The sequence below is a fragment of the Serratia sp. AR11 genome (assembly GCF_056376275.1).
Genome location: NZ_CM150739.1, coordinates 2508956 through 2521564, shown reverse-complemented (window position 1 = coordinate 2521564; position 12609 = coordinate 2508956). Strand labels below are relative to the sequence as shown.

At 51.9% G+C, this 12609-nt stretch carries 9 protein-coding genes; 3 read left to right on the top strand and 6 right to left on the bottom strand.

Features of this window, described 5'->3' with window-relative positions; genetic code table 11:
* Positions 1-37 precede the first annotated feature (37 nt).
* Positions 38-898 carry a pyridoxal kinase PdxY gene (gene pdxY, locus ACSOSI_RS12025; protein WP_017892681.1) on the bottom strand — a complete coding sequence of 287 codons (861 nt, stop codon included), beginning with the start codon at positions 896-898 and terminating at the stop codon, positions 38-40.
* A 302-nt stretch (positions 899-1200) separates the two neighbouring features.
* On the opposite strand from pdxY, the gene ACSOSI_RS12020 reads away from it, so the two are divergent.
* Positions 1201-4287 (top strand): DUF4214 domain-containing protein, encoded by a 3087-nt coding sequence (locus ACSOSI_RS12020; protein ID WP_476707147.1) that lies wholly within the window; start codon positions 1201-1203, stop codon positions 4285-4287.
* 146 nt (positions 4288-4433) lie between these two features.
* Positions 4434-7526, top strand: coding sequence for a DUF4214 domain-containing protein (locus ACSOSI_RS12015; protein WP_476707146.1), 3093 nt, complete (start codon positions 4434-4436; stop codon positions 7524-7526).
* A 90-nt stretch (positions 7527-7616) separates the two neighbouring features.
* Here ACSOSI_RS12015 and tyrS read toward each other — a convergent pair whose 3' ends face one another.
* From tyrS to anmK, 4 genes are all read right to left on the bottom strand, one after another.
* The gene (tyrS, locus tag ACSOSI_RS12010) at positions 7617-8891 is read right to left on the bottom strand and encodes a tyrosine--tRNA ligase (RefSeq protein ID WP_115184778.1); all 1275 of its coding nucleotides are present in this window, start codon (positions 8889-8891) and stop codon (positions 7617-7619) included.
* A 139-nt stretch (positions 8892-9030) separates the two neighbouring features.
* Positions 9031-9684 (bottom strand): pyridoxamine 5'-phosphate oxidase, encoded by a 654-nt coding sequence (pdxH, locus tag ACSOSI_RS12005; RefSeq protein ID WP_012144949.1) that lies wholly within the window; start codon positions 9682-9684, stop codon positions 9031-9033.
* A gap of 87 nt (positions 9685-9771) precedes the next feature.
* Positions 9772-10074 (bottom strand): MliC family protein, encoded by a 303-nt coding sequence (locus ACSOSI_RS12000; RefSeq protein ID WP_017892676.1) that lies wholly within the window; start codon positions 10072-10074, stop codon positions 9772-9774.
* A 45-nt stretch (positions 10075-10119) separates the two neighbouring features.
* Positions 10120-11241, bottom strand: coding sequence for an anhydro-N-acetylmuramic acid kinase (anmK, locus tag ACSOSI_RS11995; RefSeq protein WP_012144947.1), 1122 nt, complete (start codon positions 11239-11241; stop codon positions 10120-10122).
* A gap of 367 nt (positions 11242-11608) precedes the next feature.
* On the opposite strand from anmK, the gene ACSOSI_RS11990 reads away from it, so the two are divergent.
* Entirely contained in the window at positions 11609-12073 is a 465-nt protein-coding gene (locus ACSOSI_RS11990; RefSeq protein ID WP_026142354.1) for an outer membrane lipoprotein, read from the top strand.
* Positions 12074-12160: 87 nt separating this feature from the next.
* Here ACSOSI_RS11990 and slyA read toward each other — a convergent pair whose 3' ends face one another.
* Positions 12161-12595 carry a transcriptional regulator SlyA gene (gene slyA / locus ACSOSI_RS11985; protein WP_012144945.1) on the bottom strand — a complete coding sequence of 145 codons (435 nt, stop codon included), beginning with the start codon at positions 12593-12595 and terminating at the stop codon, positions 12161-12163.
* Between the last annotated feature and the right edge of the window lie 14 nt (positions 12596-12609).

Sequence of the window (12609 nt, the reverse complement as noted above, 5' to 3'; positions counted from 1 at the left end):
GGCGGCGAGAATACGCCGGGGCGCTCTGCCGGCAGCGTTACAGCATTACCGCTTTAAACTCGCAGCCCGGCTGCACAATACGCTCCTGAGCCGCCACCACCTGCAACTCATACTCACCCATCGCCTGGGTCGTCAGCATCACTTCATACACCGCCGCCGTGACGTGCTCGAGTGCTTTGTCCAAAGCTTCCCCCTTGAGCAAATTAACCAGCAACAGACCACTGGTCAGATCGCCTACGCCCACCGGTTGACGCTCGCCGAAGTCCACCAGCGGACGGCTGATGTGCCAGGCCTGGCTAGCCGTGACCAGCAGCATTTCGAAACAGTCAATATTATAACCGGCGCGGCTCAGATGCTTGACCAGCACCAGCTTCGGCCCTTTGGCAATCAGCTCGCGTGCGGCGCTTACCGCCTGCTCCACGTTGGTCACAGTACGCTGGCTCAGCAATTCCAGCTCCAGCAGATTGGGCGCAATCATGTCACTGCACGGCAACGCCTGCTGACAATGAAACTCCGCCACGCCCGGTGCCACGATGCAACCTTTTTCCGGATGACCCATCACCGGATCGCAGAAGTACCAGGCGTTCGGATTGGCCTGCTTAACCTGACGCACAATCTCAAGGATATGGTTGCCCTGCTCCGGCGAACCGATATAACCGCTCAGCACCGCATCGCAGTGCTTGAGTTGGTCTATATCCGCAATACCCTGGGCAATCTCGGTCAGATGGCTGGCCGGCATCACGCAACCGGTCCACTTGCCGTACTGAGTATGATTGGAAAATTGCACGGTGTTCAGCGACCAGACGTTAACGCCCATGCGGCGCATCGGAAACTCTGCCGCGCTGTTGCCTGCATGGCCAAACACCACATGGGATTGAATAGAAAGAATGTTTTTCATTGGAACAACCTGACCTCGCCATACCGTGTGCATCAGCCCGCGGCGAAATAGAATGAATAAATAACGTACATAAACGTTATGCCGGCGCGTCTAAAAACAAGAAACTAGAGGACTTTTTTATTTTTTTGGCGGCGGGATATTGTAACGAATGCTAGCCGGCAAAAAAAGCAGATAGCCAGAACATCATTCAGCTTTCTGCCATTAATCCAGATTTTCCTTAGGGACTCTCGTATTGCAATCGACAGATTTTGAACTGTACTTGGAGGTGATCCTTTTTCTTAAAAACCACACAGGGAAATACAATGAGTCTATTGACGTTACAGCAGGATGTTGCCATCCTTTTTTACGCCACTCTGGGTAAAAAGGCCGACGATAAGGCCCTGACCTACTTTGCCAAAAAACTTGAAAGCGGCGCTTACACCCAGAGTGAGTTAGCCAGTAAATTTATTCTTTCGCAAGACGGTCAACACCGTTACGATGGCCTGACCACCAGCCAAAAAGTGCAGTACATCTATCAAAATACCAATGGCACCCCGCCGGATGCCGCAACGCTAAGCGCCCTGACCGCACAGGTCGATGCCGGTAAAACGTTGGGCAGCCTGACCACCACCTTAATTAGTGAAACCAAAAATTATGCCGGCAGTGATGCGTTGCCGCAAAGTCAGCAACAACATCTGGAAAATGTCATCAACACCACGTTATATCCGTCGCAAGTCGAGCAGCCGGCACAAATTGATGCAGCGGCGGACATACAGGGTATTTATTATCTGCTCGGCAGCATGACCAACTCTACCGCCATCAATTACTGGAGCGGAATTTTGGACAGCGGCAAAAAAACTGCCGCAGATATCGCTAATTATTTTGCCGCGTCCAAAAGCTACATCAGCTCTCTTAACAACGAAGACTTTGTGAAGAAAATCTTTTCCGAAGCCTTTGGTACTGCCGCCAGCAACAGCGATGTGCAAAATTACGTAACTGGCCTGAATAATCAGAGCGAAACTCGCGGTGATGTGATTATGCGTATGATGGCCGATATCAGAAATGATACCAGCCACGAGGCAGCCAAACAGAACTTCATGGCAGCAACCCATGTTTATGCGCCAGGAGAACTCCCGTCCGCACAATTTACTGAATCCGTGATGTCGCTTTATCTGACGGTTGCAGGCGTGGCGGCAGATGCCACCGCACTTGATACTTATAGCCGTCTGCTTGCCAGCGGCACGACGAACGACCAACTGCTAAAAATCCTGTCCGGTGCCTATCAATTCCGCAATGCCGGCGATTACCAGAATATTTATTTGAAGCTCTATGGCAGTGCGCTGGACAGCAATTCAGCTCAGGCGATCCTGCTCAAGGCCGGGAACGATAAAATCAAAGCCAGTTCGCTGATCATTGACGCATTCCGTGACGGTAAATATCCCCTGGACAATAACCCAGCACCGCCACCGACGAGCCAACTACACAACTTTGACGTGAAGCTGGGTGAGGCATTGGGCTATCAGAAAGTGTTTAACGGCGCATTTAGCCTTTCTGACAGCGGCAAACTGATGGCGGACATCAATGCGCGGGCGTCTCATGAAGTGACATCCACAGAACTGGCCTCCCTGACATCCTTTAGCCAGTTGAATATCAATGCCAATGTCAATATCGCGGTGGATCTAAGTCTGGTGCCACTCAACGATATTCATAGAATAGTGCTTTCCGGCGACTATGCTACCAGCACCACGGTCCGGGATTCATTAGGTAATAAGATTGTCGAACTGTTGCTTAACGACGCAAATATCGCTAACGCGAACGCTGCACTGCCGTTAAAAGCGACGGCTGCCACGGTGGAAGCTGACGCCGTTCTGAGCAACGCCAAGATCAACCTGTTGCTCGACAGCGCATTACGTTGGGCAGGAAACGGCGTTAACGGAGGAGCCAATCACATTGGCAGCGAATTCTTCGCCCAGAAAAATACTCAAAGCGATAACTATACTGGCTCTCTATCAGCCAACTTTATTACCAAGTCGGTTTATTTGACCACCAACGATAGCGGTGGCATCGATGGCAGCATCGTCAGTAACCTCAACCAGTTCCTGTATTTCACCACCATAGATTTGACCCATTATCGCGGCACGGGTGAAATCTATCTGGATGGTAAGTTGGTCGCTACCGAAGGCAGCAAAGTCTTTGACTTTGGCTTATTCAGCCAGAATGCCAGCATTTATAACTCTGCCTACAACAACGTCAGTTCACTACAGCAAGCTCAATTACCAACGACGAGCTCAGGTGGCAAGTTTACCGGCCAGGATAGCGCCCTGATCTCCGACTACTCCGGAGACTTAACGCTACTCAATTACAGCAGCGCTAAGTTTACGATTGGCGGCGAGTTGACCAAAGACAGCAACATCCATATTTACGATACGGCTCAAAGCGATACCAGCTTCTTGTTGGACTTCACCCAAACTGCCAGCCAAATTCACTATCTGAATATGGGCACATTTAGCCTGACTTCCGACCATAAAAATTTGTTGGAAATCTATATGGCCAGTAATATCAATACGGTACAGAACCGAACGCTGACACTTAGCGGCGGGGACAACTCGATAGAGGTATTAATGCTCAACGGCCTCATGTATACGGGTGACCGCGCTGTGGCACTCAACCTGACCATTGCCGCCGATTTCAGCGACAGCCTGAAAACGATTATAGGCAGTGACTATACCGACCGCAGGTACTATTCCGACATGAAGTTATTACTGGTGGCGGAAAAAGGCGGCACCGGCGGAGGCAGCTTCTATAACACCCTTAACACCCTCACCAACAAAAATGATTTTAGCCATATCATCGACACACTCGCGGGGGACCAGCTTAAGGTCGACGACACCGGCCTGACGGTATACACGGCCAATGTTAAAGGCAACACCACCGTGGACACTACGCGGGAGCTGACCTTTACCGACAGTACTATCGATAGCATGGTCACCCTGAATGCCGGCTACCAGAACAGCGTCATTACCGCCGGTGATGTCGGCAATCAATGGATTTTCTCCAAAACCGGCGACAAAACCGCCACACTGTACGGCAGCGCCACCACGGCCACTGAGCTTAACAATGCTTTTACCGGCCTGACGGCAACCGACAACGCTCAGGATCTGTTCTCACAGGTACTGGCCAACATCACCAACGGAACCAGCACCAATAACCTGTCTGAAGTCGGCTTGCTTAAGCTGGATAAATCGGTTTATGTCATTGTGGACAATAACCACAACCAGACATTTGATGCCGATGATCTGGTGTTCTCGATCGGTGATCAAGACCCGTATCTTGCCGCCGTCTCCCTGCACTACCAGGCACCGACCATCGCGGTTAATGGTGTCAGCCAACACAGTGTCGAATTAGTTTGATCTAGCCTGACCTCGAGGCTGCGACAGCCGTTTCGCAACCGCAGCCTCAAGGAAACAAAAATTGTCTTAGAAGCTCTCGTATCACAACCTGCAACTTTGGACTGTACCTGTTGCGGGTTCTTTTCTTACATACACAGGAATACCCCATGAGCCTACTGACATTGCAGCAAGATGTTGCCATCCTTTTCTACGCCACTCTGGGTAAAAAGGCCGACGATAAAGCCCTGACCTACTTTGCCAAACAGCTTGAAAAAGGCACCTACACACAAAGCGAACTGGCCGAAAAATTTATTCTCTCGCAAGACGGTCAACACCGTTACGATGGCCTGACCACCAGCCAAAAAGTGCAGTACATCTATCAAAATACCAATGGCACCCCGCCGGATGCCGCAACGCTAAGCGCCCTGACCGCACAGGTCGATGCCGGTAAAACGTTGGGCAGCCTGACCACCACCTTAATTAGTGAAACCAAAAATTATGCCGGCAGTGAGGCGCTGCCACAAAGTCAGCAACAACATCTGGAAAATGTCATCAACACCACGTTATATCCGTCGCAAGTCGAGCAGCCGGCACAAATTGATGCAGCGGCGGACATACAGGGTATTTATTATCTGCTCGGCAGCATGACCAACTCTACCGCCATCAATTACTGGAGCGGAATTTTGGACAGCGGCAAAAAAACTGCCGCAGATATCGCTAATTATTTTGCCGCGTCCAAAAGCTACATCAGCTCTCTTAACAACGAAGACTTTGTGAAGAAAATCTTTTCCGAAGCCTTTGGTACTGCCGCCAGCAACAGCGATGTGCAAAATTACATCGCTGGCCTGAATAATCAGAGCGAAACTCGCGGTGATGTGATTATGCGTATGATGGCCGATATCAGAAATGATACCAGCCATGAGGCGGCCAAACAGAACTTCCTGGCGGCAACCCATGTTTATGCGCCAGGCGAACTCCCGGCTGCACAATTTACCGAAACCGTGATGTCGCTTTATCTGACGGTTGCAGGCGTGGCGGCAGATGCTACCGCACTTGATACTTATAGCCGTCTGCTTGCCAGCGGCACGACGAACGACCAACTGCTAAAAATCCTCTCCGGTGCCTATCAATTCCGCAATGCCGGCGATTACCAGAATATTTATTTGAAGCTTTATGGCCTCGCGCTCGACAGCATTTCAGCTCAGGCGATCCTGCTTAAGGCCGGGAACGATAAAATCAAAGCCAGCTCACTGATCATTGACGCGTTCCGTGACGGTAAATATCCCCTGGACAATAATCCCGCTCCACCGTCACCCTATCCGCTGCAGCACTTTGAGGTGAAGTTAGGTGGATCATTGGGCTATCAGAAAGTATTTAACGGCACATTTAGCCTTTCTGACAGCGGCAAATTGATGGCGGACCTCAATGCGCGAGCGTCTCATGAAGTGACTGCCACAGAAATGGCTTATCTGGCGCCGTTGGGCCTGTTGAATATCAATGCCAATGTCGATATCGCGGTAGACCTCAGTCTGGTGAAATTCAAAGCCTCTTATAACTACAAAATAATGCTTTTTGGCGACTATGCCACCAGCGCCACAGTGCTAAACTCATTGGGTTATAAGCCTATTGAAATATTGCTTAACGACAAAAATATCGCAAACGCGAACGCAGCCCTGCCGTTAAAAGCGAAGACTGCTAGTGTGGAGGCTGACGCAAGCTTAAGCGATGCAAAAATCAGTCTGTTAGTGGCTCGATTATATTGGGATGGAAACAGCGTCAACGGCGGAGCAAACCATATTGGTAGCGGCTTTCACGCCGAATCTCGCGATTTGTCGAGCTCTTCCGTCCCAATATCAGCTAATTTTATTACCAAATCGATTTATTTGACCACCAATGATAGCGGTGGCATCGACGGCAACATCGTCAGTAACCTCAACCAGTTCCTGTATTTCACCACCATAGATTTGACCCATTATCGCGGTACGGGTGAAATCTATCTGGATGGTAAGTTGGTCGCTACCGAAGGCAGCAAGGTCTTTGATTTTGGTTTATTCAGCCAAAATGCCAGCATTTATAATCCTGCCTACGACAACGTCAACTCTCTGCAACAAGCTCAATTACCAACCAGTTTGGATGGCAAGTTTACCGGTAGTGGGCTCGCCATGATCTCCGATTACTCCGGTGATTTAACGCTACTCAATTACAACCGCGATGGCTTTCTAATTGACGGTGAGTTGACCAAAGACAGTAACATCCATATTTACGATACGGCACAAAGCGATACCAGTTTCACTCTGGTTTTCCTCCACCTTACCGAGCAAAGTCACAATCTGGATATGGGGAGCTTTAGCCTGACCTCCGACCATAAAGACTTGTTGGAAATTGAAATAGTCGGATATGGCAATACGGTACAGAACCAAACGCTGACGCTTAGCGGCGGGGATAACTCAATATCCAAGTTGCTGCTGAGGGCTCTCATTGATAAGTATGACAACCCTGAGTCACTCAATCTGACCATTGCCGCTGATTTCGGCAATAATCTGCAAACCATTACCGGCACCAGTATCTCTTCAGGGACACAAATCTCTAAAATAGATCTCAACCTGGTGTCTGAAAAAAGCGGTACCGGCGGTGGGAGTTTCTACAAAACCCTTAACGCACTCGCGAACAAAAGTGATTTTAGCCATATCATCGACACACTGGCGGGTAACCAACTCAGCGTGAAAGATGCCGGTTTGATAGTGCTCTCGGCCGACGTTAAAGGCAACACCACTCTGGATTCCTCGCGAGAGTTGATCTTTAGCGACAGTACTATCGATAGCATGGTCACCCTGAATACCGGCTACCAGAACAGCGTCATTACCGCCGGTGACGTCGGCAATCAATGGGTTTTCTCCAAGACCGGTGACAAAACAGCCACGCTGTACGGCAGCGCCACCACGGCCACTGAGCTCAAAAATGTCTTTACCGGCCTGACGGCAAGCGACAATGCTCAGGATCTGTTCTCACAGGTGTTGGCTAAAATGACCAATGGAACCAGCACCAATAACCTGTCTGAAGTCGGCTTGCTTAAGCTGGATAAATCGGTTTATGTCATTGTGGACAATAACCACAACCAGACGTTTGATGCCGATGATCTGGTGTTCTCAATCGGCAATCAGGACCCATACGTGGCCGCCGTTTCCCTGCACTACCAGGCACCGGCGATCACTGTCAACGGTGCAGCGGCAGGAACGCATCTGGTGGAGGAAATGGCCTGAAGACTGATTAGCTAACCCGTATCAGCCCTCGCTGAAAATGAAAAAGCCCGGAGGTTATCCCCCGGGCTTTTTCCATTCAGACAGACGCGTTTACTGCCAATCAACCAGGCAGTAATGCTTTTTGCCGCGGCGCAGCAGCGTGTAGCGACCGAACAGACGATCGGCATCGCTGAAGCTGTATTCGGCGTTGGACTGCTTCTCACCGTTGATGGTCACCGCATTGGAGCCGATCATGGTGCGCGCCTGACCACGGGAAGGCACCAGCTCAGCGTTAACCAACGCCTGCTGCAGATCGGCATCGCCATCGAGTTTAATGGTCGGCATACCGTCCTGTGCCAACTGGGCGAAGTCCGCTTCGGTCATTTCGTGCAATGCACCGGAGAACAGACTCTGGGTGATACGCTTGGCCGCAGCCAGACCTTCAGCACCGTGTACCATACCGGTCACTTCTTCTGCCAAAACATATTGGGCGCGCGGCGCTTTACCGCTATTTTTGTCTTCTTCTTCCAGCGCGTTGATCTCGGCCAGATCCATAAAGGTGAAGAACTTCAGGAAGCGGTACACGTCGGCATCTGCGGTATTGATCCAGAACTGGTAGAACTTGTACGGGCTGGTTTTTTCTGGTGCCAGCCAGACTGCGCCACCTTCGGTCTTGCCGAATTTGGTGCCGTCAGCCTTGGTGATCAAAGGCACGGTCAGGCCGAATACCTGTTGCTGGTGCATGCGGCGGGTCAGATCGATGCCGGAGGTGATATTGCCCCACTGGTCGGAACCGCCGATCTGCAGTTCAACCTGATGACGGTTGTACAGCTCGGAGAAGTCGAAGCCCTGCAACAGGTTATAGGAGAACTCGGTGAAAGAAATGCCCGAGTCGTCACGGTTCAGACGCTGCTTCACCGCTTCCTTGTTGATCATCTGGTTGACGGAGAAATGCTTGCCGATGTCACGCAGGAAGGTCAGCACGTTCATGCCGCCGAACCAATCGTAGTTGTTGGCGGCAATTGCGCTGTTGCTACCGCAGTCGAAATCGAGGAACGGAGAAACCTGTTTGCGGATTTTATCCACCCACTCATTCACCGTTTCGGTGGTATTGAGCTTGCGCTCAGCCGCTTTGAAGCTCGGATCACCGATAAGGCCGGTGGCACCGCCAACCAAGGCTACCGGCTTGTGGCCTGCGAGCTGGAAGCGCTTCAGGCACAACAGAGGAACCAGATGGCCCAAATGCAAGCTGTCAGCGGTCGGATCGAAACCGCAATACAGTGCAATTGGCCCTTGCGCCAGTCGCTCTGCTAACGCTTCTTCATCCGTAACCTGGGCAACGAGGCCCCGCTCTTGCAGTTGTTTAATCAAGTTGCTGCTTGCCATCAATGACTCCATGTATAAACGAATGCACCTTTGTCGGTACACGACCTTTCGCCCACTGGCGAAATATTAAATTCAGAATAACGCATAGAATAAAGCGCCGGCGACATCAGTGCCAGCGCTTAAGGGGGATTTTCACCGATCAGGGTGCCAGTCGGTCAATTTTCCAGTCATTCCCGTCCCGTTGATACAGGAAACGGTCATGCAGACGGTTGGCTCCGCCCTGCCAAAACTCGACGGAGTCGAAATTAACCCGGAATCCACCCCAGAAACTCGGCAATGGCACTTCGCCCTGTTGGAATTTTTGCTTCAGTTCGAGGAATTTGCTCTCCAGCACGCCGCGCGCTGAAATACGCGATGACTGCTGCGATACCCAGGCGCCGATCTGACTGTCTTTCGGCCGGCTGGCAAAGTATTTCATGACTTCGAACGTGGACAGGCGCTCCGCTTTACCGAGGAAAATGACCTGACGATCAAGCATGTGCCACGGGAACAACAGGCTGATGTGCGGGTTATTCGCCAGTTGCTGCGCCTTGCGGCTGCCCAGGTTGGTGTAAAACACCAGCCCTTTATCATCAAAATGCTTGAGCAACACAATGCGCTGGTAAGGTTGGCCGTTTTCATCCACCGTCGCCACACACATGGCGGTCGGATCCGCCAAGCGGGCGTCACAGGCCTGTTTCAGCCAATGCTCGAACAGTTCCAGGGGATTGGTGGTCAGATCGTTACGGCGCAGGCCGCCACGGGTATATTCGCGGCGCAGGTCCGCAACATCAAATTCATTATTTTCAATCATTCGGTTATCAACCAACTGAAAAATCGTGATTCTATTCTGCGCCTGCGGCGTCAGGATCTCAATCGCTCTGACGCCGCAACGACCGGATCAATTCGTCAGCGTACAGTCGCTCATAATCACTTTGCCATTACGCTCAAGATAGGCGTTTTGGCCCTTCGACCAAAAGGTGTACTTATCATCGCTGTATTTTGCACCGGACATGGCCAGTACCTGTTTCAGCTTCAGTTGCTCTCCATCCATCAGCAGGCTGACGGTGCTTTCCTTACCGTCCAGTGACACCGTCAACGGCGTGGTGCCGCACTGGTAATGCAAGGTTTGGCTGTTTTGCGGCAGAACATAGCTGCAGCCGGCCAGCACCAATGTGCCGGCGGCAATAATGATTTTTTTCATGCTGTTGCTCCTTAGGGAAATCCATCGATTTCTATCCTAACAGAGCTAACGGCCCCCCAAAGGCAAAACCGGATAAATCCCACCCAGCAGGGTTTCACAGCTGGCACCGGTCACCGAAGGCAGATTGCCGGGCTGCCCGGACAGGGTGCGAAACGCCAGCCAGGCGAAGGCCAGCGCCTCCATATCGTCGCCGCTAATGCCGAAATCATCCGTCAGGCACACCTCGGTTCCTGGCAACAACGCAGACATTCGTGCCATCAGCAACATATTCCGTGCCCCACCGCCGCAAACCAGCAGACGTTCACAGCCGCCCGCCAACTGAACCTGTTCGCAAATGGTGACCGCCGTCAGTTCCGTCAACGTGGTTTGCACATCAACCGGGCTGACTGCCGCCAGACCCGCGAGCTGACGCTCCAGCCAGGCCGCGTTGAAATATTCACGCCCGGTGCTTTTCGGTGCCGGTAGCGAGAAGTAAGGATCGGCCAGCATCTGTTGCAACAGCGGCAAGCAAACGCGCCCCGCCATCGCCCAGCCACCATCCTTATCGTAAGGCTGTGATTGATGACGCCATATCCAGGCATCCATCAGCATATTGCCCGGCCCGGTATCAAAGCCACGCACCGCAGCCCCCGGCAACAGCATCGACAGATTGGCTATGCCGCCGATATTCAGCACCATGCGGCGCTCTACCGGGTGCGACAGCAGTGCCTGATGGAAAGCAGGTACCAACGGAGCGCCCTGACCGCCGTAGGCCATATCACGTCGGCGAAAATCGCCAACGGTGGTGATATTGGTCAGTGCGGCAATGCGATTATTGTCGCCCAACTGCATAGAAAAACGCGCATCCCCCTCGGGTTCATGCCAAACCGTCTGGCCATGACAACCAATGGCGGTAATGTCGTGCGCAGCCACACCGGTTTGCTTCAGCAAGCCCAGTACCGCCTCGCCAAACAGCGTGCCAAGCTGCGCATCCAGCCGTCCAACCGCAGAAAGCGTGGTCTGCTGGCCCTGGCACATCCCGAGAATATCCTGCTTCAGTTGGAGCGGCATCGGATGGCTGTAACTGGCCTGTTGCGCCACCATACGTCCGTCAATCGCAGCAAGCACCACATCGACCCCATCCAGACTGGTGCCAGACATAACACCTATATAGCGGCCTGACTTCATAGCGACATCCTTTACCCTTTACGGGGAAGCAAAATTTTGACCTGACAAATAAACCAGAATTGCCACATTAACGCCATGAAATATGTTGTATTTTTTCACCTCTGTGAGCGATGCGCCTGTTTTTAACCCATGCCGAATATTGATAAGTACGGCTAAACAGCGCTTCAACACGCAATGGAATTTCTTCCAACGCTGTTATAAAGCTAAACCACCGTTTATTATTGGTTGAACAGAACAAAGCTAAGCTGCGTGCAGTAGCGGGTTATGGTGATATGCGTGCGTTTAAGCCATACTTTGTCTATCATTTTTATGAATCTGGCCTGGTAAGGTTTCCCAGGTTATGGACTACTACCAACAGGAGTTTTATATGATCAAGCGTCTTCTCGTCGTTGCCATCGCCGCAGTTACGCTGGCAGGGTGCGCCAATGATTCCATGTCCGGCGACGTTTATTCCGCTTCGCAGGCCAAACAGGTGCAAACCGTGACTTACGGCACGCTGGTTTCTGTGCGCCCGGTCAAGATCCAGGGTAGTGAAACATCGAACACCATTGGTGCCATCGGCGGTGCCGTGCTGGGTGGTTTCCTTGGTAACACCGTCGGCGGCGGCACAGGCCGTAGCCTGGCGACGGCAGCCGGCGCTGTAGCAGGCGGCGTAGCAGGTAACAGCATCGGTGAAGCTGCCGGTCGTACTTCAGGCTATGAGCTGGAAATCAAGACCGACCAGAAAGAGAATATCGTGGTGGTTCAGAAGGCGGGCGACACCAAGTTCAGCCCAGGGCAACGCGTTCGTATGGCTCGCACTGGCGACACCATCACCGTGTCCCCACTGTAAGCTGAACCTAGCGGGTAAAACCGGAGGCTTTAGGCCTCCGGTTTCATTTCCGATGCTGTGAAATCTAATCGTATAAAGAAGAAGTTCTTATTGTTTATTTTGCAGTTCAGTAATGTTTTGTTCCAACTTGCCAATCAAACCTACCAACAATTGCACTTCGTCAGTGGTAATCCCACTCAAAATTTCACCACGCGTCGAACTGATCACGCTGTCCACCTCCCTGATAATGGGATCGGCAGCTTCAGTCAGCTTGATACGCTTCGCACGCCGGTCGTTGGCGCAGGTGTGGCGAGTAATCAGCCCCTTTTCTTCTAACTGGTCCAGAGTACGAACCAATGACGGTTGCTCAATGCCGATCGCCTTGGCCAGCTGGATTTGCGACTGCTCCGGCGGTAAGCGATTGATACTGTGCAGGGTTACCCAATGTGTTTGCGTCAGCGCCAGCGGCTTGAGCCGATGATCGATCAGCGCGCGCCAAACACGAACTAATCGTGCTAAATCGGAACCTAATGTTGACTCCACTTACCCCTCCTTAT

Coding starts and splice junctions, on each gene's coding strand:
- anmK (WP_012144947.1), bottom strand. CDS start 11,241: ATGAAGTCAGGCCGCTATATAGGTGTTATGTCTGGCACCAGTCTGGAT.
- ACSOSI_RS12020 (WP_476707147.1), top strand. CDS start 1,201: ATGAGTCTATTGACGTTACAGCAGGATGTTGCCATCCTTTTTTACGCC.
- pdxY (WP_017892681.1), bottom strand. CDS start 898: ATGAAAAACATTCTTTCTATTCAATCCCATGTGGTGTTTGGCCATGCA.
- ACSOSI_RS12000 (WP_017892676.1), bottom strand. CDS start 10,074: ATGAAAAAAATCATTATTGCCGCCGGCACATTGGTGCTGGCCGGCTGC.
- ACSOSI_RS11990 (WP_026142354.1), top strand. CDS start 11,609: ATGATCAAGCGTCTTCTCGTCGTTGCCATCGCCGCAGTTACGCTGGCA.
- ACSOSI_RS12015 (WP_476707146.1), top strand. CDS start 4,434: ATGAGCCTACTGACATTGCAGCAAGATGTTGCCATCCTTTTCTACGCC.
- tyrS (WP_115184778.1), bottom strand. CDS start 8,891: ATGGCAAGCAGCAACTTGATTAAACAACTGCAAGAGCGGGGCCTCGTT.
- pdxH (WP_012144949.1), bottom strand. CDS start 9,684: ATGATTGAAAATAATGAATTTGATGTTGCGGACCTGCGCCGCGAATAT.